Source organism: Allobosea thiooxidans (genome assembly GCF_900168195.1).
GTDB classification, from domain to species: Bacteria; Pseudomonadota; Alphaproteobacteria; order Rhizobiales; family Beijerinckiaceae; genus Allobosea; species Allobosea thiooxidans.
Genome location: NZ_FUYX01000009.1, coordinates 104768 through 130498 on the forward strand (window position 1 = coordinate 104768; position 25731 = coordinate 130498).

General features: G+C 66.5%; 23 protein-coding genes, 1 tRNA gene and 2 pseudogenes. 13 read left to right on the plus strand and 13 right to left on the minus strand.

What is annotated here, in order from left to right:
- Positions 1–109 precede the first annotated feature (109 nt).
- From B5Y19_RS16770 to B5Y19_RS16780, 3 genes are all read left to right on the plus strand, one after another.
- Positions 110–1075, plus strand: coding sequence for a Bug family tripartite tricarboxylate transporter substrate binding protein (locus B5Y19_RS16770; protein WP_055726406.1), 966 nt, complete (start codon positions 110–112; stop codon positions 1073–1075).
- A 100-nt stretch (positions 1076–1175) separates the two neighbouring features.
- Positions 1176–1655 (plus strand): tripartite tricarboxylate transporter TctB family protein, encoded by a 480-nt coding sequence (locus B5Y19_RS16775; RefSeq protein WP_055726405.1) that lies wholly within the window; start codon positions 1176–1178, stop codon positions 1653–1655.
- A 15-nt stretch (positions 1656–1670) separates the two neighbouring features.
- Entirely contained in the window at positions 1671–3170 is a 1500-nt protein-coding gene (locus B5Y19_RS16780; RefSeq protein WP_055726404.1) for a tripartite tricarboxylate transporter permease, read from the plus strand.
- Here the strand turns inward: B5Y19_RS16780 and B5Y19_RS16785 are convergent.
- Positions 3151–4194, minus strand: coding sequence for an SDR family oxidoreductase (locus tag B5Y19_RS16785; RefSeq protein WP_055726403.1), 1044 nt, complete (start codon positions 4192–4194; stop codon positions 3151–3153). The two genes, B5Y19_RS16780 and B5Y19_RS16785, sit on opposite strands and share 20 nt — an antisense overlap.
- Positions 4195–4365: 171 nt before the next feature.
- Here B5Y19_RS16785 and B5Y19_RS16790 point away from each other — a divergent pair, with 171 nt between their 5' ends.
- Positions 4366–5793 (plus strand): APC family permease, encoded by a 1428-nt coding sequence (locus tag B5Y19_RS16790; protein ID WP_055726402.1) that lies wholly within the window; start codon positions 4366–4368, stop codon positions 5791–5793.
- Positions 5794–5872: 79 nt separating this feature from the next.
- Here B5Y19_RS16790 and B5Y19_RS16795 read toward each other — a convergent pair whose 3' ends face one another.
- The 3 genes from B5Y19_RS16795 to B5Y19_RS16805 form a co-directional block, all read right to left on the minus strand.
- On the minus strand, positions 5873–6373 hold the full coding sequence (locus tag B5Y19_RS16795) for a DUF2059 domain-containing protein (RefSeq protein WP_055726401.1): 501 nt from the start codon (positions 6371–6373) through the stop codon (positions 5873–5875).
- A gap of 116 nt (positions 6374–6489) precedes the next feature.
- Entirely contained in the window at positions 6490–7191 is a 702-nt protein-coding gene (rpiA, locus tag B5Y19_RS16800; RefSeq protein ID WP_055726400.1) for a ribose-5-phosphate isomerase RpiA, read from the minus strand.
- Positions 7192–7299: 108 nt separating this feature from the next.
- The gene (locus B5Y19_RS16805) at positions 7300–7686 is read right to left on the minus strand and encodes a hypothetical protein (RefSeq protein WP_055726399.1); all 387 of its coding nucleotides are present in this window, start codon (positions 7684–7686) and stop codon (positions 7300–7302) included.
- Between the two features lie 163 nt (positions 7687–7849).
- On the opposite strand from B5Y19_RS16805, the gene gph reads away from it, so the two are divergent.
- A complete protein-coding gene (gene gph, locus B5Y19_RS16810; protein WP_079591805.1) occupies positions 7850–8539 on the plus strand; it encodes a phosphoglycolate phosphatase in 690 nt (229 codons plus the stop codon).
- Between the two features lie 36 nt (positions 8540–8575).
- A tRNA-Val gene (locus B5Y19_RS16815) sits at positions 8576–8650 on the plus strand.
- Between the two features lie 335 nt (positions 8651–8985).
- Here B5Y19_RS16815 and B5Y19_RS16820 read toward each other — a convergent pair.
- From B5Y19_RS16820 to B5Y19_RS16835, 4 genes and pseudogenes are all read right to left on the minus strand, one after another.
- Positions 8986–10596 (minus strand): recombinase family protein, encoded by a 1611-nt coding sequence (locus B5Y19_RS16820; RefSeq protein ID WP_079591806.1) that lies wholly within the window; start codon positions 10594–10596, stop codon positions 8986–8988.
- Positions 10593–11081, minus strand: a complete 489-nt coding sequence (locus B5Y19_RS16825) for a DUF2924 domain-containing protein (RefSeq protein ID WP_079591807.1) — start codon at positions 11079–11081, stop codon at positions 10593–10595. The genes B5Y19_RS16820 and B5Y19_RS16825 overlap by 4 nt, the downstream gene beginning before the upstream one ends.
- An 11-nt stretch (positions 11082–11092) precedes the next feature.
- Positions 11093–11626, minus strand: coding sequence for a DUF3489 domain-containing protein (locus B5Y19_RS16830; protein ID WP_176168646.1), 534 nt, complete (start codon positions 11624–11626; stop codon positions 11093–11095).
- Between the two features lie 202 nt (positions 11627–11828).
- A pseudogene (locus B5Y19_RS16835) lies at positions 11829–12061 on the minus strand (transposase); the annotation flags it as partial.
- Positions 12062–12234: 173 nt separating this feature from the next.
- On the opposite strand from B5Y19_RS16835, the pseudogene B5Y19_RS16840 reads away from it, so the two are divergent.
- From B5Y19_RS16840 to B5Y19_RS16855, 4 genes and pseudogenes are all read left to right on the plus strand, one after another.
- Positions 12235–13590 (plus strand): annotated as a pseudogene (locus B5Y19_RS16840) (IS1380 family transposase).
- Positions 13591–13853: 263 nt separating this feature from the next.
- Positions 13854–16001, plus strand: a complete 2148-nt coding sequence (locus B5Y19_RS16845) for a mechanosensitive ion channel family protein (protein WP_079591809.1) — start codon at positions 13854–13856, stop codon at positions 15999–16001.
- Positions 16002–16280: 279 nt separating this feature from the next.
- Positions 16281–16877, plus strand: a complete 597-nt coding sequence (locus B5Y19_RS16850; protein ID WP_079591810.1) for a TetR/AcrR family transcriptional regulator — start codon at positions 16281–16283, stop codon at positions 16875–16877.
- Positions 16870–17778, plus strand: coding sequence for a haloalkane dehalogenase (locus tag B5Y19_RS16855; protein WP_079591811.1), 909 nt, complete (start codon positions 16870–16872; stop codon positions 17776–17778). Before B5Y19_RS16850 ends, B5Y19_RS16855 begins: the two co-directional genes overlap by 8 nt.
- 100 nt (positions 17779–17878) lie before the next feature.
- Here B5Y19_RS16855 and fabI read toward each other — a convergent pair whose 3' ends face one another.
- The 4 genes from fabI to B5Y19_RS16875 are packed head-to-tail and all read right to left on the minus strand — an operon-like array spanning position 17879 to position 23047.
- Positions 17879–18664 carry an enoyl-ACP reductase FabI gene (gene fabI / locus B5Y19_RS16860; protein WP_079591812.1) on the minus strand — a complete coding sequence of 262 codons (786 nt, stop codon included), beginning with the start codon at positions 18662–18664 and terminating at the stop codon, positions 17879–17881.
- A 12-nt stretch (positions 18665–18676) separates the two neighbouring features.
- A complete protein-coding gene (locus B5Y19_RS16865) occupies positions 18677–19858 on the minus strand; it encodes an acetate/propionate family kinase (RefSeq protein ID WP_079591813.1) in 1182 nt (393 codons plus the stop codon).
- Between the two features lie 4 nt (positions 19859–19862).
- The gene (locus B5Y19_RS16870; protein WP_411914158.1) at positions 19863–20801 is read right to left on the minus strand and encodes a phosphate acetyltransferase; all 939 of its coding nucleotides are present in this window, start codon (positions 20799–20801) and stop codon (positions 19863–19865) included.
- Positions 20802–20842: 41 nt separating this feature from the next.
- A complete protein-coding gene (locus B5Y19_RS16875; RefSeq protein WP_079591815.1) occupies positions 20843–23047 on the minus strand; it encodes a DUF3141 domain-containing protein in 2205 nt (734 codons plus the stop codon).
- A gap of 579 nt (positions 23048–23626) precedes the next feature.
- On the opposite strand from B5Y19_RS16875, the gene B5Y19_RS16880 reads away from it, so the two are divergent.
- The 3 genes from B5Y19_RS16880 to B5Y19_RS16890 all read left to right on the plus strand — a co-directional run bounded on the left by B5Y19_RS16880 (position 23627) and on the right by B5Y19_RS16890 (position 25485).
- Positions 23627–24058 (plus strand): hypothetical protein, encoded by a 432-nt coding sequence (locus B5Y19_RS16880; RefSeq protein ID WP_079591816.1) that lies wholly within the window; start codon positions 23627–23629, stop codon positions 24056–24058.
- 78 nt (positions 24059–24136) lie between these two features.
- The gene (locus tag B5Y19_RS16885; protein ID WP_176168647.1) at positions 24137–24748 is read left to right on the plus strand and encodes a response regulator transcription factor; all 612 of its coding nucleotides are present in this window, start codon (positions 24137–24139) and stop codon (positions 24746–24748) included.
- A 74-nt stretch (positions 24749–24822) separates the two neighbouring features.
- On the plus strand, positions 24823–25485 hold the full coding sequence (locus B5Y19_RS16890; protein ID WP_079591818.1) for a hypothetical protein: 663 nt from the start codon (positions 24823–24825) through the stop codon (positions 25483–25485).
- Between the two features lie 14 nt (positions 25486–25499).
- Here B5Y19_RS16890 and B5Y19_RS26745 read toward each other — a convergent pair whose 3' ends face one another.
- Positions 25500–25730, minus strand: a complete 231-nt coding sequence (locus tag B5Y19_RS26745) for an STAS domain-containing protein (RefSeq protein WP_411914159.1) — start codon at positions 25728–25730, stop codon at positions 25500–25502.
- Position 25731: the final 1 nt, after the last annotated feature.

Consider the following 25731-nt stretch of genomic DNA (forward strand, 5'->3'; position numbering starts at 1 on the left):
TTGACTTCCGATTATGCAATCAGGCGCAATTGACGACCGGCGCGGCGAGGTGCCACAGGCGGAGCCGCCTTGAAAAAACCCGCGGCAATGCCCGCAAGCGGAGGAATTCATGCTCACATCCATCCTGAAGCGCGCAGCCGTGACCGCCGTGGCGCTCGCCGCCCTCTCCACCGCGGCCTTCGCGCAGCTGAACGAATTGAAGATCATGGCCCCCGCGGCGCCCGGCGGCGGCTGGGACGGCACGGCACGCTCGATGCAGCAGGCGCTGACGGCCGCCGGCATCGTCAAGAGCGTGCAGGTCACCAACGTCACCGGCGCGGGCGGCACCATCGGTCTCGCCCAGCTCATCGGCGCCAAGGGCGACGGCCACCAGCTGATGGTCAACGGCTTCGTCATGGTCGGCGCGATCCTGCTCAACAAGTCGCCGGTCAACCTGACCCAGGTGACGCCGATCGCACGCCTCACCGCCGAGGCCGAGGTCATCGTCGTGCCGGCGGATTCCCCGCTCAAGACCGCCAAGGACCTGGCCGAGCGCCTGAAGGCCGATCCGGCCAAGGTGACCTGGGCCGGCGGCTCGGCCGGCGGCACCGATCACATCCTCGCCGCGCTCTTCGCCCAGGCCGTCGGCGCCGACGCCAAGAAGATCAACTACATCCCGTTCTCGGGCGGCGGCGAGGCCCTCGCGGCGATGCTCGGCGGCCGCGTCACGGCCGGCGTCTCGGGCTATGGCGAGTTCGAGGGCCAGATCAAGGCCGGCAAGCTGCGCGTGCTCGCCGTCTCCTCGCCCAAGCGCCTGCCGAACGCCCCGGACGCTCCGACGCTGAAGGAGCAGGGCATCGATCTCGAGCTGCTGAACTGGCGCTCGGTCGTCGCCCCTCCCGGCCTCTCGGCCGAGCAGACCAAGGCCCTGACCGACACCGTCGAGAAGATGGTCAAGTCCAAGGAGTGGCAGGAGATCCTCCAGGCCCGCGGCTGGGATGACTCCTTCCTTGCCGGCGCCGCCTTCGAGACGTTCCTGAAGAACGAGATCGAGCGCGTCTCCAAGGTCATGACCGAAGTCGGCCTGGTGAAGTAAGCCAGACGCCACTGCCAGAAGCGACGGGGGCCGGGAGACCGGCCCCCTTTTCTCACCTCAAGAAGCGCCTCGAAGGCGCCAGCCTCACCGCAGGAACGCCATGACGAACGAGTCTCACAGGCACGGAGCCAACAAGCCTGCCCTGATCGTGGGCGTGCTGCTGCTGATCGTGGCCGCTCTGGTCGGCTACGACGCCTCGCAGCAGACCATCACCTCCACCTACGGCGTCGGCCCGACGGCCATGCCCTATGTGGTGGCGACCGGGCTCGTCGTCCTCGGCCTCGCTCATTTCGTCGTCGCCTTCCGTGAGGGGTTGCCGGAGCCGGAAGAGGCGGACAGCAAGGCCCTGCTGTGGATCGCCGGCGGCCTGATCTTCCTGATCGCCTGCATCGGCCTGGGCGGCGGCTTCATCATCGCCATCGCTGTCGTCTTCGCCTGCACGGCGCGCGGCATGGGCCGGCAGGCGCTGCTGGTCGACGCCGCGATCGGCTTCGTGCTCGGCCTCGCCATCTTCCTCGTCTTCGCCAAGGTCCTGACGCTGATCCTGCCGTCCGGCCCGCTCGAACGCCTCTTCCTGTGAGCGAGGGCTGAAACCATGGACACCCTGCTCTCCCTGCTGCACGGCTTCTCCGTCGCGATCGAGCCCTCCAAGCTGCTGTTCTGCCTGGTCGGCGTCTTCCTCGGCACCGCCGTCGGCGTGCTGCCCGGCATCGGCCCGGCTCTGACGGTCGCGCTGCTGCTGCCGGTCACCTTCAAGCTCGACCCGGCCGGCTCGCTGATCATGTTCGCCGGCATCTACTATGGCGGCATGTATGGCGGCTCGACCACCGCCATCCTGCTCAACGCGCCGGGCGAAAGCGCCTCGCTCGCCACCGCGCTCGAAGGCTCCAAGATGGCCAAGGCCGGCCGCGGCGGCCCGGCGCTGGCGACCTCGGCGATCGGCTCCTTCGTCGCCGGCCTGATCGCCACGATCGGGCTCGCCTTCCTGGCGCCCTGGCTGGTCGAGCTCGCCGTCAAGTTCGGCCCCTGGGACTATTTCGCGCTGATGATCGTCGCCTTCGTCACGGTATCTGCGACCTTCGGCGACTCGCCGCTGCGCGGCCTCACCAGCCTGTTCATCGGCATCACGCTCGGGCTCGTCGGCATCGACAAGCTGACGGGCCAGGCGCGGCTGACCTTCGGCGTGCCGGAGCTGCTCAACGGCGTCGAGGTCACCACACTCGCCGTCGGCCTCTTCGCGGTGGGCGAGGCCTTCTACGTCGCCTCGAAGCGCTTCCGCGACCCAGAGGAGATCATCCCGATCAAGGGCTCGCTGTGGATGACCAAGCAGGACTGGAAGCGCTCCTGGGCGCCCTGGCTGCGCGGCACCGCCTTCGGCTTCCCGATCGGCGCCCTGCCGGCCGGCGGCGCCGAGGTCCCGACCTTTCTGAGCTACTCGACCGAGAAGAAGCTCTGCAAGTACCCTGACGAGTTCGGCAAGGGCGCGATCGAGGGCGTCGCCGGGCCGGAGGCCGCCAACAACGCCTCGGCCGCCGGCACGCTGGTGCCGCTGCTGACACTCGGCCTGCCGACTTCGGCGACGGCGGCGATCATGCTCGCCGGCTTCCAGCAATACGGGCTCAACCCCGGCCCGCTGCTCTTCGCCGAGAAGCCGGACCTGGTCTGGGGCCTGATCGCCTCGCTCTTCATCGCCAACGTCATGCTGGTGATCCTGAACCTGCCGCTGATCGGGCTCTGGGTCCGGCTGCTCGCAATCCCGCAGCCCTGGCTCTATGCCGGCATCCTCGTCTTCGCGACGATGGGGACGCTCGCGGTCAACAGCTCGCCGGTCGAGCTCGCCATGCTCTTCCTGTTCGGCTTCGTCGGCTATCTGATGCGCCGCTACGACTATCCCGTGGCGCCGATGGTGGTCGGCCTCATCCTCGGGCCGATGGCGGAGCAACAGCTGCGCCGCGCGCTGCAGATCAGCCTCGGCGACCCGATGATCCTGCTGGAGAATCCCGGCTCGGCAACGCTGCTCGGCATCGCCTTCCTGGCGCTGGTGGCGCCCTTCGTGATGAAGGGGTTGAACCGCTTCAAGGCCTCGGAGGACTGACGAGGCCAAGCGCAAACAGGCTCTCGCCGGTCGCGACGAGGGCCTGCGCCGCCGGGCGCGGCTGCCAGCCCAGCATGGCGATCGCCTTGGCGCTGGTCGCATTCTTCAGGCGGCCGAGCTCCGGCGTCGCCGCCTGCCGCGCCGTCGCGCTGAAGCGGGCGGCGAAGCGCACCAGCCAATCCGGCAGAACGCGCGTCGAAACACCGGCGGCGCGCGCGCCGAGGCCGTCCTTCAGCACCTGGGCAATGGCCTGCATCGTCATGAAATCGCCGGCCGTGGCGAGGAAGCGCTCGCCCGCCGCCGCCGGGTCCACCATGGCGCGCAGATGCAGATCGGCGACGTCCCGGACATCGACGACGCCGAACATCAGCCGCGGCACGGCCCAGAGCCTGCCCTCCAGCATGGTCTTCAGCAGCAGGATCGAGGCCGAGAGGTCCGGCCCCAGCAGCGGGCCGAAGATGCCGACCGGATTGACGACGGCAAGCTCCAGCCCCTGGCCCTCGCCGTCGACGAAATCCCAGGCGGCGCGCTCGGCCAGCGTCTTCGATTTCGGGTAGGCGGCAAGGCCGGGCGCGTCCGCCTTGGTCCAGTCCCGCTCGTCATAGGGGCGCTTCAGCACGCGCCCATAGCCGATCGCCGCGAAGGACGAGGTCAGGACCACGCGCTTCGCGCCGGCCCGCTGCGCCGCCCGCAGCACGCGCAGCGTGCCCTCGCGCGCCGGGCGGATCAGCTCGTCCTCGTCCTTCGGCGCGGCCGCGGCCAGCGGCGAGGCGACGTGGAGGACATGCGAACAGCCCTTGGCCGCCTCGTCCCAGCCATCGTCCCGCATCAGATCGGCGATGGCGACCTCGAGGCGCGAGCCGGCATCGACGCCCGCCTTCGCCAGGGCGGCCCTCAAAGCGGCCTCGCGCGCCGGCGCACGCAGCGTGACGCGGACATCGTGGCCGGCCCGCAGCAGCTGCAGGATGCAGTGCCCGGCAAGGAAGCCGGAGCCTCCGGTCACGAGAACGGGTTCGCTGGTCATGATCCGGGCTCCGGAGCTGCGGCTTGGACGCCCGCACATAGGGCGAGTTTTCTGCGGATGCCAGCGCCGCCAAACCCACCGCGCACCCGGCAAGGGCTGAACAAATACGGCGGAAACCTGTTGTCCCAGAGCCGGCATCGCCTTCGATGCCGCGGCAGAGGGAGACTATCGATGAGCGATACCACGCTTGGCGAGCAGGCCGGGACGACCGGCCAGCCCGCCACCGAGCCCAGCCTGCACCGCGTCATGGGGCCGTGGCTGCTGCTGCTCTTCATCGTCGGCGACATTCTCGGCACCGGCATCTACGCCCTGACCGGCCAGGTGGCCAACCAGGTCGGCGGCGTGGTCTGGCTGCCCTTCCTCGTGGCCTTCGCGGTCGCGATGATGACAGCCTTCAGCTATCTCGAACTCGTCACGAAATACCCCAGGGCCGCCGGCGCCGCGCTCTACACGCATAAGGCCTTCGGCATCCATTTCGTCACCTTCATCGTCGCCTTCGCGGTGATGTGCTCCGGCATCACCTCGGCCTCGACGGCCTCGCGCGCCTTCGCCGCCAACCTGTCGAACGCCTTCGAGCTCGGGCTCTCAGGTGTCGGCATCACGGCGATCGGCCTCGCCTTCATGGCGCTAGTCGCGATCGTCAACTTGCGCGGCGTCGGCGAGAGCGTGAAGGCCAATGTGGTGCTGACCTGCGTCGAGCTCACCGGCCTGCTGATCATCATCACCATCGGCATGATGGCGATCGCCGCCGGCCAGGGGGACGTCTCGCGCGTCATGCAGTTCAAGACCACGGCCGATGGCGGGATGTTCTGGCCGGTGATCGCGGCGACGACGCTCGCCTTCTTCGCGATGGTCGGCTTCGAGGACTCGGTCAACATGGCCGAGGAGACCAAGGACCCGACCCGCATCTTCCCCAGGATCCTGCTCGCCGGCCTCGCCATCACCGGCGTCATCTACGTGCTGGTCTCGATCTCGTCGATCACGCTGGTCCCGCCCGAGCAGCTCGGCGAAGGCGAGACGCCGCTGCTCAAGGTCGTCCAGGCCGGAGCGCCGAATTTCCCGCTCTGGATCTTCGGCTTCATCACCATGTTCGCGGTGGCCAACAGCGCGCTGATCAACATGCTGATGGCAAGCCGGCTCGTCTACGGCATGAGCCGGGAGCACGTGCTGCCGCCGTTTCTCGGCAAAGTGCACGAGACCCGGCGCACGCCCTATGTCGCGATCGGCTTCACCAGCCTGCTCGCCTTCGCGCTGATCACCTTCGTCGGCGAGGTGCCGGCTCTCGGCGGCACGACGGCGCTGCTGCTTCTCTGCGTGTTCACGGTCGTCAACGTGGCCGTGCTCGTCCTGCGCAAGGACAAGGTCGAGCACGAGCATTTCCGCACGCCGACCTTCCTGCCGGTGATCGGCGGGCTCTCCTGCGCCTTCCTGGCCGGCCCGTGGACCGGCCGTGCCTCGGTCCAGTACTCGATCGCCGGTGTGCTGATCGGCGTCGGCATCGTGCTCTGGGTCGTCACGGTCCTGATCAATCGCAGGACCGGGACCCGGGTCAGCGACCCGCTGATGGAGGACATCGGCGGCACGGGCCCGGTGAACTGACCCGCGCAAACGAAGACGCCTCCCCGCTTGCGGCGGGGAGGCGTCTTCGATGCAGTACCCGACCTGGCGCAGCGCGGCGTCAGAGCGCGTGGCCGCGCTTGCGCATTTCCTGCGAGAAGCGATCGAAGAGATAGTTGCTGGTCTGCACGCTCCAGGGCTGCAGCACGGTGAGAAGGTCGTCCATGGCGTCGCGGCGCAGAGCGTTGTAGCGCTGGCCGACAGGCGACTTGAAGAAGGCCGCAACCTCCTTGAGGTCGGCCTCGGTCATCTTGCTGGCGAAGACCGTCGCCGCCGTCGCGGTCATCTCTTCGGCGCGCTTGTCGGACTCCGGCTTGAGCGCGGCGACGACCTCCTCCATGTCCTTGAGCAGCTCAGGCCGCGTCGGCCCGATGAGCTCCTTCGCGTTGTCCTTGAATTCCTTGTAGATGTTGTCGATGCTCTGCGACACGCCGGTCAGCTCCACGACCTCGCGCGCAGCCTGCAGATGGGCCGGCGTCGGCGCCTGTCCCTGAGCGAGAGCCGGCGCGGCGCAGAGGAGCGCCAGACCGAGGATAGCGCCGGCGAGAGAACGACGGATCATACGTTGAAACCCCTTCATCGTTGAACGAACCGGCCGGAGGGACCCGGCTACGCCGCCGGCCGCGCCGGGCCGGCTTTCATGGCGCGTTCCTTAGCGTGGATCCGGCCGAAATGGAATCACTCGATCCCGCCGAGGATGGTCAGCCCGCCCTCCCCGGCCAGGATGGCTCCGGCCGCGAGCCCGATGAACAGGCCGTGCTCGACGACCCCCGGCACCACGTTGAGCGCCTGGGCCAGCAGTTCCGGCCGCTCGATCGCGCCGAGATGGGCGTCGAGGATGTGATGGCCGCCGTCGGTGACGAGAATGGCGCCGTCCGGGCGCCGGCGCAGCACCAATTCGCCCGCCGCCCCCGCCGCCTCCACCGCCTGCGCCACCGCGCGGCGCGTGGCCTCGAGGCCGAACGGAACCACCTCGATGGGCAGCGGAAAGCGACCGAGCTTCTGCACCAGCTTGCCGTCGTCGGCGATCACGATCATGCGCGCCGAGGCGGCGGCGACGATCTTCTCGCGCAGCAGCGCCGCGCCGCCGCCCTTGATCAGGCGCAGCTGCGGATCGACCTCGTCGGCGCCGTCGACGGTGAGATCGAGCTCCGGGGTTTCGTCGAGGGTCGACATGGGGATGCCGAGGGACAGGGCCTGGGCCTGGGTCGCCTCCGAGGTGGCGACGCAGATCACCGAGAGCCCGGCCGCGACCTTGGCGCCGAGCAGGTCGACGAAATGCTTCGCCGTCGAGCCCGTGCCGAGGCCGAGCCGCATGCCCGGGCGCACGAGCTCGAGGGCGCGGGCGGCAGCCTGCTTCTTCAGATCGTCGGCGTTCATGGTCCTGCCCGGTTCGGTCGCGGAGATTAGGCCGCTATCCACCGCGGATAGCGGCGCAGTCCTGCCGCGACCGGGCTTCGGAGTCCAGCGCCGCGCCGCCGCCAGGCGTCATTTCACCTGCGGCGTGCACACAGTCTTGTCGTCGAAGACGTAGCAGATGCTCATTTCGCCGGTACGCAGGTTGACGCGGAAGATGCCGCCTTCGCGCTCGTGCCGCGACGGCATCAGCGAATAGTCGGAGGGCGTCTGCGGGCCCGCCCCCTCGCCGGATGGGAAGCAGACCGTCAGGCCGACGCCGCCCTCCTTGAGCTGGAACTGGCAGGCCCCGACCTCGCCGGTCGCCCGGTCGACGCGATAGACGCGGTTGAGGTCGGTCTGCGGCGACGGCGCGAACTCGAAGGGTCCCGCCAGGACCGGAGCCGCAGCCAGCAGCCCGAAGCCCGCCCCCATCGCAGCGCCCAGCACGCGGCCCCGTCTTCCCAGGATCTTCACCATGATTGTCTTCCCTGTCGCCCCGCGTACGGCGAATCGTGCAGACGATACCATCATGCGCGGCGAATTTGCGGCCATGACGGCGGAAGGCTTGCCGCCCGCGCAGGAACACCTTTAACCAAGACTCCTGTAACCAAGACTCCTGTTCCTCTCCGGATGCCCCGCCATGAGCCTGCTTCCCATCGTCGTCTTCGATCTCGACGGAACGCTCGCCGAGACGGCACCGGACATCATGCGCGTGCTCAACGTCATCCTGGTCCGCGAGGGCCTCGCGGCCCTGCCATTGGAGCGGGCGCGCGAGCTCGTCGGGGCCGGGGCGCGGGCGCTGATCGAGCGCGGCTTCAAGGTTTCCGGCCGGCCGCTCAATGCGGCGACGCTGGAACGGCTGTTCGAGGATTTCCTCACGATCTACGCCGAGGACGTCGCCTCGCAGAGCCATCTGTTCGACGGCGTGACGGATGCGCTCGACAGCCTTGCCGAGGAGGGCTACGCGCTCGCGGTCTGCACCAACAAGCCGATCCTGCACACCCGCCTGATCCTCGACCATTTCGGTATCGCCGGGCGCTTCGCCGCGGTGGCCGGGCGCGACAGCTTCCCGTGGTTCAAGCCGGACCCGCGCCACCTCACCCTGACGATCGAAGCCGCACAGGCCGATCCGCAGCGCGCCGTGATGATCGGCGATTCGCGCACCGACATCGCCACGGCCCGCGCCGCCGGAATCCCCTCGATCTGCGTGCCCTTCGGCTATACCGACGTGCCGATCGAGACGCTGGAGCCGAATTTCGTCATCCAGCATTTCGGCGAATTGCCGGCGGCGGTCGCCCGCGCGCTCGATCCGGTGCCAGCACGTCCTTGACGGCATGAAGCGCGCCGACTAGGAGAGGGCCGGTCCGGGCGGCTAGCTCAGCGGTAGAGCACTCCCTTCACACGGGAGGGGTCACAGGTTCGATCCCTGTGCCGCCCACCAAACACTCATGCAATTTACGAGTGTTTGCCTTCGTTTGCGATAGCGGCCTGATCTCAAAGGGTTGCCGACCACAAGCTTGTGGAGCCCCGTCTCCGCCCGATTCGTGCCGGCCGTTTCGGCCTCGTTCTCCAGCCCGTCTCCGTGACGCTGATTTCTTTTTCCGCGCGTTTGTCTGTATCGCCCGGCTGAGACCGGTTCGATCGGCAGCAGAGACGCCGTTCGCTTCCGCCTTGCCCGGCCTCGCGGCTACGCCGGATATCGCCGGCTCGCTGCACAGCGAGAACGGCACCGGATGGCTCCGGTGCCGTTTCGTGAGTTGTCGTTCGGGAGGAGTGTCAGTTTGCGGCTATCGTATCCCGGATACCGAGGGCGCGTCGCTGCGCGGCCCAGTCCATGGGGAGGTCGCTGAGGCGGGTGAGGCCGAGCGCCCGCGGCAGGAGCCCGGCGATGGCGGCCTCGACGATGTCGGGAGCAAGGAAGGCGAGCGAGAGCCGCATCCGCACCGCCCGCTCGCTGCAGCCCTCGCGACGAGCGATGCCCGCCGTGTCGATCGCTTCCCCCCGGGTCAGCTCGGCCAGCCAGGCACGGGCCTGCGCGAGCGCCCGGATCAGCTTCTGCCGGTTCTCCGCCTTCATCGGTGCTGCCGCCCGGCCTTCGCCCAGCCCCGCGACGGCGATGACCTCGCGGCGGCGCGTCGCCGATGGCGGCGTCCAGGGGATGCTCAGAGCCCGGGGCTGGCCAGCGGGACCGGCTTCGGCTCGGAGACGGATGCTGATCTCGCTACTGCCAAGGACGACCTGCTCGACGAGCTCCTCGATGAGCCCGGCATCGGAGCGCGGCGGTTGCTGATCCGCCGGCGGCCGCATCGTCGCCAGTGGCCTGAGGTGCTGGAGCACGATGCTCTCGATCGGCTCGGCGGCGATGCGCGGACGCGAGCCGGCTTCGGCCTTGCGCCCCTGCAGAAGGGCCTGCGAGACATAATAGCGATAGCGTGCCCCCTTCTTGAGCGCATGGCTCGGGCTCATGGCATGGCCGCGATCGTCCTTCAGGAGGCCCGTCAGCAGGGCCTGCGAGGTGACGCGCAGGCTGCGGCGCTTGACCGTGTTTGCCGCCATGATCGCCTGCACCGCAGCGAACTGCTCGGTTGTGACGATCGCCTCGTGTTCGCCCGGGTAGCTGTTGCCGCGATGGTTGATCTCGCCGAGATAGATCCGGTTCCTGAGGATATGGCCGAGTGGCCCGTTGGTCAGCGGCACCCCGCCGATGCTCGTTCCAGCAGTCCGCATCCGCACTCGCGAGCGGATGCCCTGAAGCCGCAGCGCCTGCTGCAGAGCAGGGATCGAGCGCAGTTCCTGATACTGCGTGAAGATGGACCGGACGGTCTGCGCCTCCTGTGGATCGATCACCAGCTTGCGCGCCTCAACCCGGTAACCGTGCGGCACCGGCCCGCCCATCCACAGGCCCTTGCGCTTGGAGGCGGCGATCTTGTCGCGGATGCGTTCACCGGTGACCTCGCGCTCGAACTGGGCGAAGGAGAGCAGCACGTTCAGCGTCAGCCGACCCATGCTGCTGGTGGTGTTGAAGGCCTGGGTTACCGAGACGAATGAGGCCCCCCGCGCATCGAAGCGCTCGACCAGCCTGGCGAAGTCGGTGAGCGAGCGGGTCAGCCGGTCAACCTTGTAGACGACGATGATGTCGATGCGTCCCGCCTCGACCTCACCGAGCAGGCGCTGCAGAGCCGGCCGCTCCAGCGAACCGCCCGAGAAGCCGCCATCGTCATAGGACTGGGGCAACAATCGCCAGCCCTCGTGAGCCTGGCTCCTGATGAAGGCTTCGGCCGCCTCGCGCTGAGCGTCGAGCGAGTTGAAATCCTGTTCCAGGCCATGATCGGTAGAGACGCGGGTGTAGATCGCGCAGCGCAGGGGAGTGGGAGCAGACCGGGTCATGAGCGCCCTGCGCGGTCGAGCCCGAAAAAGCGTGGCCCGTTCCAACGGGTGCCGGTGATCGCCAGAGCGACCCGTGACAGGCTGGCATAGCTCTCGCCGCGCCAGGCAAAGCCATCGGCCATGACCGTGACCTGGTGCATCACCCCGTCATGCTCGCGCACCAGCAGTGTGCCGGGCTTCAGCACACGCTGTGCAGCCACAGACGCCGCTGCCGTTGCGCCAGCCCCGCTCCGATCCTCGCCCTTCCCTGCCTTCGCCTGCTGGTCGAGCAGTCTTTGGCTCCGGCGGCTGAGATCGCCCTGCCGCTTCGCCTGCTGCTGATAAGCCAGAATGCGCAGCAGCAGGCTGTTCGGCATATGCCCTGGGATCGGCTTGCCGACTGTCCGCCGCCAGGCCGCCCGCAGCCCGTCGGGGCCGAGAGCGGCCAGTTCGGCATCGATGCCCCCCGACGCGATGGCACCTTCGGATTGTACGGTCTTTACCATGGCGCGCGGCCTCACGCCGCCGGCGCAGTGGTCGTGGTCTCGGCAGCCCCGGAGCTGTTGAGACGGTAGCGGCTCACGCCATCGGCCCCACGATCGCGCTCGATCGCATGTCCCTTCTGGCGCAGGCGCACCACTGCGGCCCGCACCGTATGCGGTTGCCAGCCCGTCGCTGCCGTCAATGTCGCGAGCGTGGCGCCCTGCATGCAGGACATCTGCTCAAGCAGCAGCGCCAGCTTGGTTGCAGGACGCGCCGCCTGGGCCGCGGGCTCAGCCGCTGTGCGATCCGCCTCGCGCTCGATAGCGACGACGTTCCGGCCGGCCGGCGTCAGCACCAGCCCATAGCAGGTTCCATCCGCACCCTTGCGCCAGGGCCTGACGCTGGCGCCATCGACCACGACCTCCTGGGCCCAGCCCTTCACGAGCAGCCTGGCGTTGAAGGCCCGAACGGCAGCGCCACGCCAGCTCGCCGGCAGGACGATCGCCCCATCGGAACGCTCGCAGGCGGCACTCAACGCAGCAGCCTGCATCTCGGTCAGATCAATCATCATCGCTCTCCATCGCGCTCGCGACGGCCCATCGCCGTCACCAGCGCAAGCCCTGGCCGGGATCACCCGGCAGGGCTGCTGGAGAGGCTCAGGCGCGTATCCAGCGCCCGGCCGACAGCAGGTTTGCTCCGTTCCACAGCTAAGTCCAGTCGACTGAGCGGAACCTGAAACGCCCGCTTACCGAGCGCTGAAGCGCATTGCTGCGCGGCGCCACGCCGACCGAGTGCGTTCCCTTCTTCGGGAGCGCCGTGTCATCGACGATGAGCCAGGCGTCTTCCCCGCCGATCATCCTGCCGGCCTCGGTGAGCAAGATCTTCTCGCGCGGGGCGGCGTCCCAAACACCGCTTGCGATGAATGATGAAGCTGGTCATAGCCAACCCCATTGGCGCGCGCCGCCATCGGCTGGACGATGTTGCTACCGCCAGCACCGATCAAGCAGGCGGCGTCACAGTCAGGTCGAGGCGATCCAGCGGGCTTTGCGTCCTAGCCCGGATCATTCACCGGGGCGGCTCATTGAGCTGGCGGATGCAGCGTAAGCTTTTGATGTAACGTAGGATTCGGTTGTTGAAGCCAATCCTTCCCGTCCCTCCTCGGCTGCCACATCCGCCATGACCGACGATACAGTTTCGCCGTTCTCGTTTCCAGTCGTGGGGCGCAAGAAGATCACAGCTGCCTTCGACGGCGGACGCCTGTCGTCGGATGGCGGCGTGATGCTGCTGGCCCAGGCTGAACGCCGGCTCGGCATTGCCAGCCGGCTCGCCGCGCTGATGCCCGACCGGCGAGCCCCGGCACGGGTGACGCACGCGATGGCCGACATGATCCGCGCCCGCATTTTCGCGATCGCCTGCGGGTATGAGGACTGCAACGACTTCGGGCCGCTGCGGGCTGATCCGGCCTTCAAGCTCGCCTACGGTCAGCTACCCGAGAGTGACCCGGACCTGGCGTCGCAGCCAACCCTATAGCGCCTGGAGAACGCGCCCACGGTGCGCGACGCCATCCGGCTGACCTATGCCCTCGTCGATCAGTGGATGGCCAGCTACGATCGGACGCCGGCCGGCGTCACCCTCGACATCGACGACACCTGCGACGTCGTCCATGGTCATCAGCAGTTGTCGCTGTTCAACGCCCATTACGACGAGCGCTGCTTCCTGCCGATCCACGTCTACGACACCGCGACGGGCCGTCCTGTCGCCATCGTGCTCAGAGCCGGCAAGACGCCGTCGGGCGTCGAGGTCCGCGCCCACATCCGCCGCTTGGTGCGGCACATCCGCGGACGGTGGCCGACGACCCGCGTCACCTTCCGCTGCGACGGACACTATGCCCGATCCGAAGCCATGGACTGGTGCGAAGACAACGGCGTTACCTACCTCTTCGGGCTCACCGGCACGCGACTCCTCACCGCCAAGATCGAGGCGACCGCCGATGCCGTGCGCACCCGACGCGTGGTCGAGAACGCCGATCGGGTGAGAGACTTCGCCGAGGCCCGTCACAAGGCCAAAAGCTGGCGCCGCGAGCGCCGGGCCGTCGCGCGCATCGAAGCGACCGGACGCGGGCTCGACATCCGCTTCGTCGTCACCAACCTCGCGGCCACCAGCCCGCGGATCGTCTATGAGACCCTCTACAGCGCCCGCGGCCAAGCCGAGAACCTGATCAAGGCGCACAAGGCCCATCTCGCCTCGGATCGCACGTCGTGCCGAAGGGCGGTCGCCAACCAGGTTCGGCTCGTCCTTCACACCGCCGCCTACTGGCTCCTGCTCGCCGTCCACGACGCCGTCCCGGCCGCCCGCGATCTGGCGAAGGCTGAGTTCTCGACCCTACGACTGCGCCTCGTGAAGATCGCCGTCCGGGCCCAGGAAACCATCAGTCGCATTCGGCTCTCCTATGCGACCTGTCATCCCGAGGCCGATCTGTTCCAGGGGCTCGTCACCGCGCTCGCGCCACGGCCACGTGGCGCCGCCCCATAATCGGCGTCGGCGGGGCCGTGAGCGCCCCGACGAACTGAAGCCCAATCCTCCAACGCATTCTTCAAGTTCACTCCGCCGATGCGGTGAAAAACACGCAACGGCTTGCCGCGCCGTCGCCCCAGATGCTCATGCAGACAAGCCTTCATGAATACGATGGGCTAGCGCACCGATAAGCTATCAGCGATACTGGTGAGGGCATGCTCAAAAACGGTGCATCGACCCGACGGACTACAGCTCTTCGATGATACGGCCTTGAGGGCTAGATGCGCAGCTTGCTGATTTTGGTTTGGTGCGCTTTCGCCGCCTGGGGAACAGCCGGTGCCCATGCGCAGGAACAGGATGCAAGCCTCCCTGCCCAAGCCAAGGAGCTGTTACGACTGCTCGAAGATCCGAGCGTGCGACGCTGGATCCAGCAGGCCGGCAAGACCGAGCCAGCCCCGGCTTCCACAGAGGCCGCAACTCTGGAGCCTCCGCTTTCCAATCGACTTGCGGCCCGGCTCACCAGCGTACGCGACCACATCGCTTCAACCGCTACAGCAGTTCCGCAGTTGCCGACGCAGCTCGCGCGGGCCGCCCGCTTGCTGGGTGATGAGCTGGGGACAACCAGCACGGCTCGGCTGACGCTTTTGCTTTCGACCTTTCTGATCCTCGGTCTCGGTGCCGAGCGACTGTGCTGGGCCTTGAGCGCCCACTATCGGGCCTCACTCGGGAACAGGCCAGTCCTTTCGGTCAAGGAGCGTTTCCGCACCGCGGGGCTGCGGCTGGCGACACTCATTGCCGGCATCGCGATCTTTGCCGCGGGCAGCCTGGGCGCCTTCCTGCTGTTCGCCTGGCCACCGCTGCTGAAGCAGATCATGCTCGCGCTTCTCGTCGCCGTTCTCATCACGCGGGGCGCGCTGGCCCTGCTGGATTTCGCGATGTTTCCGCCGAAGCCCGTGGCAAGCGATTGGTCTGATCAACAGATCGTTCCGGTCAAGCCTGACCACGCCACCTATTGGCGGCGGCGTATCGGGCTGTTCGTTGGCTACTTCGCATTCGGGTGGTCGATCGTCGGCATCCTGGTTGATCTGGGCTTTCCCAGCAATTTTCGATTCGCCGCGGCCTATCTTCTAGGTCTCGGCCTTCTGGTCATTGGTTTGGAAGCAATCTGGAGCAGACCGAACGACAGTGCTGACATCACTCCGGGTTTCTCCAGGATTGTGAAGAGCATCGGCTTGTCCGCCTATGGGGTCGCCTTGTGGTTCCTTTGGGCAGCCGGGCTGCTCGGCATGTTCTGGATTGCCGTTTTCGTGACCTCACTGCCCAAGGCTATCTCGATCGGAAAGGCAGCTGTCGGCCATCTCCTGAGACCGATCGAGGGTGCCGCGTCGGCGCCGATTAGGCACAACATCGCGGAGGTTTGCCTCGAGCGCGGGGTGCGGCTGGTCATCCTTATCGCCGCGACTTTCTGGTTGGCCCATATTTGGCATGTCGACCTGGTCGGGCTGACGAACCGGGACAACCTGCTGATGCGGCTGTTGCGCGGTGCCCTGGCCAGCGTCGTCATCCTCCTGCTGGCCGACTTCGTGTGGCAGATCATCACGGCCGCCGTCGACGGTACCCTGGCGGACCCAGTGGAGAACACCGCTCCCGGTTCCAACGAAGCTATCCGCCGGGCGCGGCTTCGCACCCTGCTGCCGATCTTCCGAAACGTTCTTTTCGTGGCCATCGCGGTGATCGCAGGCCTGACGGCACTCGCTGCGCTCGGTTTCGAGATCGGCCCGCTCATCGCCGGGGCCGGTGTCCTAGGAGTCGCCATCGGCTTTGGCGCTCAATCCCTGGTCAGGGACATTATCAGCGGCATGTTTTACCTCCTGGATGATGCATTTCGTGTCGGCGAATACATCCAGAGCGGTAGCTTCAAGGGGACAGTCGAGTCGTTCTCGCTCCGGTCCGTTCGCCTACGCCATCATCGAGGCCCAGTCTTCACCGTGCCCTTCGGGCAACTCGGCGCCATTCAAAACATGAGTCGCGACTGGGTCATCGATAAATTCATGATCAATGTCACCTACGACAGCGACTTGGAAAAGGCGCGGAAGATCTCCAAGAAAGTCGGTCAAGAGCTTCTGGCGGATCCCGAATTGGCGCCTGACATCATCGAGCCGATGAAGATGCAGGGCGTCGAGCAGTTCGGCGATTATGCCATACAGCTTCGCTTCAAGATGACGACTCGGCCCGGCCAGCAGGCGGGCGTCCGTCGGAAGGCGATGTTGCGCCTCAAGACGGCGTTCGACGATGCCGGTATCAAGTTCGCCCATCCGACAGTGCATGTCGAAGGCCGCGGAGAGGACGCCGCTGCCGCGCAGCAGATCATAACCGCGGCCAAGGTCGAAGCGGCGAAAGCCGAAGCGGCCGACACGGCGGGCAAGTAGCGCGCGCCAGTAACGCTGATGTGCGTCGCCGGCGCCGCAGCATTGTCCGGCGCCCCACAACACAGTGGAAGCCCTGGCCGCAATCGGCGATGGCCGCTTGGTCAGTCAGGCTGACGACCATGGCAACCTGACCAGCCCGGGCCGGGATGGCCTACGCCCTCTGGCGGGGGGCAAGAATATGCGGTGGGAAGGGCCTGACCACTGGATCTCGTTCGCCATCGACTTCAACAATGTGGAGACCGCCTTGACACAACAATACGTACGTACTTATTTAGCGCCATGCCAAAGCTATCGAACAGAGATGCCATCAAGGCGGCCGGCCTCCGAGTGATGTTCCGGCAGGGGTATCACGGCTCCGGCGTCCGCGACGTGGTGGCCGAGGCCGGGGTGCCTCAGGGCTCATTCACCAACCACTTCCGCTCGAAGGAGACCTTTGCGGCGGAGGTGTTGGACGACTACTTCGCCCACACGACGAAGCTGGTCGAGCAGGCCCTCGGCGATGCGAGCCTTGCCCCGCGCGAGCGCCTGCTGCGCTATCTGGAAATCATCACCGCGCGGCTCGCGGCGGACGATTTCACCCGCGGCTGCCTGATCGGCGACTTCAGCCTCGAAACCGCCCAGGCGAGCGAGTTGTTGCGCCAGCGCCTGGCCGAGATCTTCGCCGACTGGCTCAAACCTTTTGCCGCCTGCATCGCCGCGGCCCAGCAGGCCGGCACCATTCCGGCCCGCTTTGCCCCGGATGACCTCGCCGAATTCCTGCTCGCTTCGTGGCAGGGCGCGATTCTTCGCATGAAGGTAGAGCGCAGCCGCGCTCCGCTCGACCGCTTCCGCCGCATCGCCTTCGAAACAACCTTCCGGGAGACGCCGCATGACTGAAGATACACGTTTGCCGACTGTCGAAGTGCTGGGTTCCAGCATGGCCTACCGCAGCGCCGGAGAGTCGGGCGGTCCCGTCGCCCTGTTCCTCCACGGCAATCCGACCTCGTCCTACATCTGGCGCGACATTATCCCCGGCGTCGCCTCCACCGCCCACTGTATTGCCCCCGACCTCATCGGCTTCGGCCAGTCAGGCAAGCCGCCGATCTCTTACCGCTTCGCCGATCAGGCCCGCTATCTCGACGCTTTCATCGACGCGATGGAAATCGAGCAGGCCTATCTGGTGGCGCAGGACTGGGGTACGGCCCTTGCCTTCGATCTGGCGGCTCGCCGTCCCAATCTGGTGACCGGGCTTGCCTTCATGGAATTCATCCGGCCGATGGAACGCTGGGCCGACTTTCACCAGAGCGAAGCAGCCCGTGACACTTTCCGTAAGTTCCGGACGCCCGGCATCGGCGAGGAACTCATCCTCGACGGCAATGTCTTCGTGGAGCGTATCCTGCCGGGCTCGATTGTCCGCCCGCTCGCTCCCGAAGAAATGGCGACCTATCGCGCGCCATTTCCGACCCGCGAGAGTCGCGTGCCGATGTGGCGCCTGCCGAACGAGTTGCCTATCGAGCGGCAACCCGCCGATGTCTGGGACCGGCTGACCCGGGCCCATCAAGCGCTCGCAGCCTCCACCTATCGCAAGATGCTCTTCGCAGGCGATCCCGGCGCACTGGTTTCGCCGGCATTCGGCGCCGCCTTCGCCGCCGGGCTGACGAACTGCGACTTCGTCCTGCTCGGCGAAGGCCGGCACTACCTGCAGGAAGACCACCCCAAGGCCATCGCCGACAGGGTTGCCCACGAGATCCGCGCCATCGCGACGAATGCCAAATCCCTGGCCGACATCGACGCCTGAGAGATATCGAGGCGGGCAGGCGGAGCGACTGCCCGCCTCGCCCAGCGCGACTTCAACGGATTATCGGTACCCGGAGTGTTTGCGGCGCGGCATCGTGAGCTCAATCGACGATGTGATATCCGCCGTCGATATAGAGCACCTGGCCTGTGATGAGCCGGGCCGCATCATGCGCGAGAAAGGCGGTTGCGGCGCCGACATCGTCGATGGCGACGAGCTCGCGGGCTGGCGCCTTGCGCTTGGCCTTCTCCAGCAGGGCGTCGAATTCGGGGATGCCCGAAGCGGCGCGCGTCGCCAGCGGCCCAGGTGAAATCGCGTGCACGCGGATTCCCTTCGGCCCCAGCTCGGCGGCCATGTAGCGGACGGCGGATTCAAGCGCCGCCTTTGCCACCCCCATGATGTTGTAGTTCTCCACGACCATCTGCGAGCCGTAATAGGTCATGGTGAAGAGCGTCCCGCCGTTCTTCATCAGCGGCTCCGCCAGCTGCGCCATGCGGATGAAGGACCAGCACGAGACCTCCATCGTCTTCAGGAAACCTTCGAGCGGCGCATCGGTGACGCGCCCGGCCAGCGTGTCGCGCGGCGCGAAGGCGATGGAATGGACGACGAAGTCGAGTTCGCCCCAGGTCTCAGCGATCTGCTCGAAGACGTGCTCCAGCTGCCCGGGAACGGCAACGTCCAGCGGCAGCACGATCGGGGCTTCGAGCTGCCGGGCCAGCGGCTCGACATAGGGGCGCGCCTTCTCGTTGAGATAGGTCACGGCCAGCTCGGCGCCGAAAGCGCGGAACGCCCGGGCGCAGCCCCAGGCGATGGAATTCTCGTTGGCGATACCAACGATCAGGCCCCTTTTGCCCTCCAGCAGTTTCGCCTTCACGGTCGGAATGGTCATGACGGCCTCGGCTCAATGAGTGGCGGTGATCAGTCTCAGGGTATGCCCGGCGATCATCAGCTCCTCGTCGGTCGGAACGACGTAGAGAGCCACGCGACTTGTGGGCGTCGAGATCAGCGACGAACCGGCTCTGTTGGCTTCCGGATCGAGCGCCGCTCCCAGCCATTCCATGCGGTGAACGATGCGCTCCCGCAGCTCGGGCGCATTTTCGCCGATACCTGCCGTGAAGACGAAAGCGTCGAGCCCGCCAAGCGCCGCGGTCAGAGAGCCGATGTTGAGGGCGCAGCGATAGACGAAGTGATCGATCGCGAAGGCCGCGCGCGGATCCTTGCTCGCGAGCAGATCGCGCATGTCGTTGGAGATGCCCGACAGCCCCTTCAGGCCGGCCTCGTGATAGAGCAGCTTTGAGACGGCCTCCGCTGGCATCCCCTTCTGCATGATCAGGTGCAGCACGACACCGGGGTCGAGCTGCCCGGGGCGGGTCCCCATCGGCAAGCCATCGAGCGCCGTGAACCCCATCGTGCTTTCGACGCTGTGTCCGTCGAGCAAGGCGCACATCGAGGCGCCGCTGCCGAGATGGGCGATGATCACCCGCCCGGCGGCATGCTGCGGCGCGATCTGACGGAGGCGACCGGCGACATACTCATATGACAGCCCATGGAAGCCGTAGCGCCGTATGCCCTCGCGGTGAAACGCGAGAGGGAGAGCGTAGAAATCGGCCAGATCCGGGTGATCGCGATGGAAGGCCGTGTCGAAGCAGGCGACCTGCGGCACATCCGGGTTGATCTCCATCGCGAGCCGGATCGGCAGCAGATTGTTGGGCTGGTGCAGAGGCGCCAGCTCGGCATAGGTCGCGAGCTTGTCGAGAAGAGCGTGGTCGATGATGGTCGGCGCGGCGTAGTCGGGGCCGCCATGCACGACGCGATGACCGATAGCCAAGAGGTTGAAGCCCTCCAGGCTGCGCAGCCAGGTTCGTGTCCTGTCGATCGCCGCCGGGAGGTCGGGTACCTCCTCGCGCTGGAAGGTCAGGTCGAAAAGGGACGTACCCTTGGCGTCGAAAGCGCGCAGACGCGGCCGCTGCCCGATGCCGTCGAGCTGCCCCCGAATCTGGCGCGTCAGTTTCCCTTGGGAGACGGTGAAGATCTGGAACTTGAGGCTCGATGAGCCTGCATTCACCACAAGGATCGCATCCATCGACTCAGACCGCCGCCACGGAAGAGGCCCTTCGCCGGGCGGCCGCATAGAGCGCTGCCACGGCGCATGATGCCAGGCGCGTCCGGACCGTATCGGCCCGCGAGGTCAGGACGATCGGCACGCGCGCGCCCAGGACGATGCCGGCTGCGTCGGCATGTGAGAGGAAGGTCAGGTTCTTGGCGAGCATGTTGCCGGCCTCGAGGTCGGGGACGACGAGGATCTGCGCCCGCCCGGCCACGGGCGATTTGATGCCTTTGATTTCGGCGGCCTCCGGGGAAATGGCGTTGTCGAAGGCGAGCGGGCCATCGACCAGGGCGCCGGTGATCTGGCCGCGATCGGCCATCTTGCACAGCGCCGCTGCCTCCATCGTCGATGGAATCTTGGTCGTCACGGTCTCGACGGCGGACAGTATTGCGACGCGCGGGACGCCGAGGCCGATCCCGGCCCAGAGATCGACGGCGTTCTGGACGATATCCCGCTTTGCGTCGACGTCGGGGAAGATGTTGATCGCCGCATCGGTGATGAAGAGCGTCTCGGCATGGCCGGGCACGTCCATGATGAAGACGTGGCTGATGCGCCTTTCCGTGCGCAGCCCGGTGGCGGAGGCGGCAACCTCCCGCATCAGCTCGTCGGTGTGCAGGCTTCCCTTCATCAAGAGTTCGCCGCGCCCTTCCCGGACGAGCTTCACGGCTTCAGCCGCCGAGGCGTGGCTGTGCGGCGTGTCGACGATCTCGATGCCTCCGAGATCCAGCCCTTCGGCCTTGGCGACTTCGATGATCCTGTGCCGCGGCCCCACCAGAACTGGCGCTATCAGCCTCTCGTCACGCGCTTCGAGCGCGCCGCGAAGCGAGGTGGCGTCGCAAGGGTGGGCGATGACCGTCAGAGCCGGAGGATTGCTGCGCGCCGCCGCGATCAGCCTGTCGTATTTGGAGCCCGGTTGCATGGAGCCTGCATCCGATCTGCTGTCGTCGGCGGAGTGCATCCTCAAGCCCTCTGTCGCGTGGCGATGTGCAGCTTGCCGGGCGGGTTGGACCCCACCGGCGCGGCCACATCGAACAGGCTCCGGATTTCTTCGAGCTGCTCCGCCGCCTCGCCCGAGAGCGGGCCGCGCGCCGTCGCCACTTGCTCGACGAGCTTGAGCGCGTCCGCCCGGCTCCCATGGTCGGACGGCAACAGGCCGGGCAGCGTCCGCAAGGCCTCGGCCTGATCGATCAGCAACATGAAAAACTGTTCGCGCGTCAGCGCTTTGAATTCGCTCAACGTCAGGCGCCGGGCATCCTCGCCCTGCCTTCGCAACCGCCGGATCGCCTCGAAACTGCGTTCGTCGGCGCTCTCCCGCGCCATGCCGACATAGAGCAGCGCCCGCACGCAGGCGTGGAGCATGTCACCGGATGCCATGCCGGCGCGCAGCTCCTCGATGCGCTTCGCCAGGAGTTCGGCGTGTAATTTGCTCTTGGGCGCGCTTCGCGGACGGTGTTGCGAACGCGTGTCGATCCCGACGGCCGATTGCAGCAAGGGCGATCCATAGACGCCGCGGAACACCTGCTCGGACAGCTGCTCGACCATCTGGCGCCAGCTGTCGAGCGCGCCGACGATCTGCTCAGAAGCGGCTTCCTGCATCTTGAGGAAGACGTTGTCGTCGGCAACCGGCTGCCGCTCCAGGCGCGCCTGCGGTGCCACCAGGTCGAGCCAGGACAGGAACGGATTCCGCGCGCCGAACACCTCGTATTGCAAGCGCAGCGGATGCAGGGCCCGCATCGCCTGCGCCATGACGGGATTGGCGGTTGCCTGGATCCACGGCTGAACCAGCGCCCGGTAGAGCGACAGATTGACCTCCGACACGCGGGCGGCGGTCGCAAAGCGGCGCTCGTCGTCGAGGTTGTTCCCGCCGAGTGCGCGGATGTCGTCGAGAGTTCGCGCTTCGCAGCGCATCACCCATTCGCCGCCGACCAGATCCGGGTTTGCCTCGGCCCCGGCTTTCGGTTCGAAGACCGCCTCGTAAAGGCCGGGCGGCAGGACATCGATGAAGTCGATATTGGAGGCGAACTCGTCATGCTCCTTCCGCGCCACCCCCGCCGATACGAAGATGCCGAGATGCCCGATCTTGTCGTGGATGGCGTAGACGATCGTCTGCCCATAGGAGCGGATCTCGTCGACGCTGCCGTAGAGGTCGAGGATCCAGTCCAGCGCCTGCTGGGGCGGAGTGATATTGTCGCCCTTGGAGCAGAAGACGACGATCGGCGAGCGGATGTTGCGCAGATCGATGGCCGTGCCGTCGGAGGCCCGGATCTCGCCGCAGGCCAGCCGGTTGCCGATGAAGAGCTCATCGACGATGAACTGGATTTCCTCTGCGTTCAGCGTGACATGACCGCCCCACCATTTCTCGAAGCCGAGATAGCGCTCCACCTCCGTGTCGATCTTCGCATAGAGGTTGTACTGCTTGCTCCAGAGCGTGTTGGCCGGGTTCTGGTTCTCAAAGTTCTGGACCAGCCAGGCGCCGTCGAAGGTGCCCGCACCGAGGTCGCTGGTGAGGGCCGTCAGCCAGCTCCCGCCCAGCAGGCCGCCGGCGTAGCGCATCGGGTTCTGGCCCTTCACGCCCGCCCAGTAGGACAGGGGCGAGCCAGCCAGGATGATCGGCCCGAACAGCTCGGGCCTGAGAGCCGCCAGGATCATGACCGCCCAGCCGGCCTGGCAGTTCCCGACCACGCATGGCTTGCCGTCCGCCTCCGGATGGCGCGCGATGACGGTCTCGAGAAAAACCGCCTCGGCGAGCGCGATATCCTCGATGGTCTGCCCGGGCACAGCTTCGGGCAGGAAGCCGATGAAGTAGCAGGGATGTCCGGCCTTCATCGCCACGCCGATCTCGCTATCGGCCTTGAAGCCGCCGATGCCAGGTCCGTGGCCCGCGCGCGGATCGACGATGACGAAGGGGCGCTTGGTCTTGTCGATGACCGTGCCCTGAGGCGGCACAATTCGCACCAGGACGTAGTTCACCGGCCGGAGAAACTGGCGCCCGTCGCAAACCAGCTCCGCGTCGTAGTCCAGGACATTTGGAGCGAGCTGAGACAGGTGCTCTTCATACTGGAGGCCGCGCTGGCGCAAGGCGTCCAGGAACAACACCATGCGCTGCCCGGCGTCGGTCGCGTAGGAGAGCGCGTCGGCGAAGGCGTCCGAGGGGTTTTTGGCCATAACGGCACTCCGGAGTTCAGGTTTGAGCGGGCTTTCGACGTCGCCGCGAGGGATCCTGCGATCCATCAAACACGACGCTGGAGCATGGCCCAACACCGTGTCGCTGTTCATGCGTAGCCCAGCGCGCATTTCCTCCGACGTGTGGTGCTGCCTCTGTCAGGCATCTCCACCGCGTACGGCACCCACACCACCATATTGGGCGGCGTTGGCGTATTGCCCTTAGGGACAACTTGCATCGCCGAATGCGCTGTCGGACCGCATCGCCCCGCAAATTCTCGTTCGCCCTGTGGAGGTCGTCAGATGAACGCTGCCGGTGGGGAGCAGACCTGCCAAGCGCAGCGACGAGATGACACGAGGATCAGATCGCGTATCTCTATCTCAGCAATCGCGACCTGACGCGCTCAAGGAAGTCGTCGCCAAGCCGCTCTCCCCTGCGGGTGAACCGAGCTTCCGCGTGCGTAGCCAACTGTAACTTACTATTCCCGACCGCGTCCGCTGCTTTGAATGTCCTCAGAAGAAAGCACTGCTGCGTCCGACACTTGGCGGCATGGTCGCCTCGGTTGCCGCTTAGGAGGCTCGATGATCGCCGAGGCTGCACGATCTCTATTTCTCGTCTTCGCCATTGCAGTGCTCGCAGCACCGGGCGCGTGGGCGCGGACGGCAAGTTTTCAGGGAGCCTGGCTCGAAGAGGGACAGGTCTGCGCCAATGTCTTCGTCGTGGCGGGGAAGGCACTCGGCTTCAAGCGACCGGCGAACGCCTTTGCCGCAGCCTTCATCATAAGGGGCCAGCAACTGTCCACTCCTCTGGCAACCTGCCGGATCGGCCGCATCAGCCCGCAGGGCGAGCGACAGGTCATGCATCTCAGCTGCACGACCACCATCGCGACCGACACTGCGCGGGCCGTGTTCGCGCCGGCGCAGGATGGCGGCCTTTATCGCTACAGCACTGCCGAAGGAGGCACTGCAACCCGATATCGGCGCTGCACAGCGGATGCGCTGAAGACGCATTGAATCCTCATAGCCGCCCGCCTCCCTGCCGAAGGGCGCAGCATTGGCGGCAAGACCAAGGGATTGGCCATGTCAGCTCTCGTGCACATCGTCGATGGTGATGCGGCATCGCAGGCCGGAATCGATCGCATGCTTCGCGCCTGCGGCTATGAAACCAGGGCCTATGTCCGCGCCGACGACATCCTGAAGCACCGGCCGGACGGCGAAAGCGCGAGCTGCGTCGTCATCGACACATCGGCACCAGATGAATCGATCCCTGATGTCGTGAGCCTGTTCAGCAAAGCCGGCCTGAATCTTCCGGTGATCTTCCTGACAGATCGAGGCGACGCACGGGTCGGCGTGAGGGCGATCAAGGCCGGCGCCGAGGATTTCTTCACCAAGCCAATCGAACGCGACGAATTCATCGGAGCGATCGACCGCGCGATCTCGCGCCACCGTCTGGCCAGCGAGCAGGAAAGCTGGGTTCGCACCCGCCTTGCGCGCCTCCAGCGACTGACAAGGCGGGAACGAGAGGTCTTCGAGCTCGTAGTCCGCGGCAAGATGAACAAACAGGTCGCCTTCACGCTCGGAACGACCGAGCGGACGATCAAGGCGCATCGTCACAAAGTCATGGAGAAGATGCAGGTCTGCTCGGTCGTCGAGCTCGTGACCTGCGCCGAGCGACTCGGCCTGCTCCGGCCCAGCGCTCCGTAAGAAGCTGTGATCGGCAGAGCGCCAAGCGCTCTGCTCGCCGAATCCGCGCAGGTCTCCGAACCGAGGATCGCACCGTGCCGCCTCCTCAACATGCGTCGGATGAGCTGAAGACACCCAGGGCAGCCGCCGTCGCCGGCATCCTGTTTTCGGTCCTGCTCCTGTCCGCCCTGGTGCTGGTGCTGCAGACGTTGCGCCTCCATCCCCAGGATCCGGGCGACTGGGTGGGGGCGCAATCCTGGAAGGTTGCGCTGGCGCTCAACCTGATTCCCTTCGCCGGCATCGCCTTTCTCTGGTTCATGGGTGTGCTGCGCGACCGACTGGGCGCTCAGGAAAACAGGCTGTTCGCGACCGTCTTCCTCGGCAGCGGCATTCTTTTCATCGGCATGCTGTTCGTCGCGGCCTCGGCGATCGGGGCCATCCTGCTCACGCACACAGCCCGACCTGGCGAGCTCGCAGGCTCGCTGACTTTCACCCTGGCCCGTTCCTTCGCCTACAACGTAGCCAGCATCTACGCGATGAAAGTGTCGAGTGTTTTCCTGATCACCGCCTCGACCATCGTGCTCCGTACCGGGATCACCGCGCGCTGGACGGCGTTCATCGGCTATGCGGCCGCAGCGGTCATCCTGTTCGGCAGCCATATGGTGGACTGGACGTTCCTGGTCTTCCCGGTCTGGGTCCTCATCGTCAGCTGCGACATCCTCGCCCGCGAGTACCGTCACACCGAACCGCCAGAATAGCGCAGCGAACCGGGTTACCGGGATGACCTCTCCCCGAGAATACGGACTGCGTCCTCGAGGTCCTCGAAGACCGTCGTTGCAGCGGCCCCTTCGAAGAGCCCTGCCCGCTCCAGAATCTCCCGCGGTTCCTTGTGCAGTTCCGCGATGGCGAAGGTCAGCCCCATGGCAGCCAGGTCTGTGCGCCATTGCAGCAGCATGGCGGCCGCCGTCATGTCGATCTGTGCGACGGCGCTCGCATCGAGCACG